This window comes from Burkholderia sp. A2 (genome assembly GCF_001729305.1).
GTDB lineage: Bacteria > Pseudomonadota > Gammaproteobacteria > Burkholderiales > Burkholderiaceae > Burkholderia > Burkholderia sola.
In genome coordinates this window covers 1-1,493 of record NZ_LZXX01000005.1, presented here as the reverse complement: position 1 = coordinate 1,493, position 1,493 = coordinate 1, and the positions used below count along the sequence as shown (strand labels likewise).

The 1,493-nt window shown below is 65.9% G+C and carries 2 protein-coding genes; both read right to left on the bottom strand.

What is annotated here, in order from left to right:
* Positions 1 to 897 (bottom strand): MFS transporter (locus A9Z05_RS01430; protein ID WP_141723315.1); only part of this gene is annotated, 897 nt, incomplete at its 3' end.
* A gap of 250 nt (positions 898 to 1,147) precedes the next feature.
* The coding region (gene pcaC / locus A9Z05_RS01425) for a 4-carboxymuconolactone decarboxylase (protein WP_069616603.1) at positions 1,148 to 1,493 on the bottom strand (346 nt) is incomplete at its 5' end.

The following is a 1,493-nucleotide window of genomic DNA, read 5'->3' as shown; positions in this document are numbered from 1 at the left end:
CGCGGAGATCAGCGTCGCGCTCTTCGGCGTCAGGCCCGCATCCTTCAGCAGGATCGGCATCCAGTTGATCGACGCGTAGAAGATCACGAGGCCCATGAAGTACGCGAGCCACAGCATCACCGAGCCGACGATGTACGAGCGCGACAGCACGACGCCGAGGCCCTTGCCGCCGGTCTGCGGCGCGGCTTCGGTCAGCGCGAACGAGCCGGCGTTCAGTGCGTCGCGCGAGATGCGTGCGAGCGTGGCGCGGATCCTGTCGATGGACTGGCCGCTCGCGACCATGAAGCGTACCGATTCCGGCATCTTCAGCAGCAACAGCATGCCGAGCAGCAGCGGCGTCACGCCGCCGAGCATCAGTACGCTGCGCCAGCCGAAATGCGGAATCATCCATGCGGCCAGAAAACCGCCAAACGCGGCGCCGAGCGGAAAGCCGCAGAACATCAGGTTGATCACGGTCGCGCGGCGCTTGTCCGGGCAGAATTCGCCCATCATCGTGACCGCGTTCGGCATCGCCGCGCCGAGCCCGACGCCGGTGATGAAGCGCAGGATGGTCAGGTGCCCGATCGTGTTCGAGAACGCGGACATCAGGCACGCGCCCCCGAACAGGAACACCGAACCGAGCAACAGCGAGCGGCGGCCGAGCCGGTCAGACAGCGGGCCCGACACGAGCGCACCGCACGCGAGGCCGAACAGCGCGGCGCTGAGCACCGGCGCGAGATCGGGCTTCGTGAGGTTCCACTCGCCGAGCAGCGATGGCGCGATGAAACCGATCGCAGCCGTATCGAAGCCGTCGAGCAGCACGATCACGAAACACATGAGGAATACGAGCCATTGAAAGCCGCCGAACGGCTGCTCGTTGATGAAGGTCTGGACATCGACCACGGGTGTGCGATTCATCGCCTGTCTCCTTGTCGGCCGGAGTTGGCGCTTCAGCGCTTGCTCCGGTCCCATGCAACGCCAATATATGTATGAGCAATACGGCATGGCAGCCGCGCCCTTCCTTTGTTCGCGCACCAGCCAGCCGGTGCGCCGCACGCCGATGCTCTGCCGGCGTGTTCATCGATCCCGTCGTCGACGGCCCGCTCGAGAAAGCAGGCCACGCGATCGGTTGCGGCCGCCCTCAGCCGGCCGTGCCTGACCGGCCGTCTTATGCGGCCCCGTCCTGTTCCTTGAAGATCTTGTCCGCGAGATGGAACGCGGAATTCGCGGCCGGCACGCCGCAATAGATCGCCGTCTGCAGCAGCACTTCCTTGATCTCGTCGCGCGTCACGCCGTTGTTGCGCGCGGCGCGCAGGTGCAGCGCCAACTCCTCGCCGCGGTTCAACGCGACCATCATCGCGATGGTCAGCAGGCTGCGCGTATGGCGCGGCAGGCCATCGCGCGTCCAGATCTCGCCCCATGCGTAGCGCGTGATCAGGTTCTGGAATTCCTCCGTCACCTCGGTGCGGTTCTCGATCGAGCGATCGACGTGCGCGTCGCCGAGCACCGCGCGA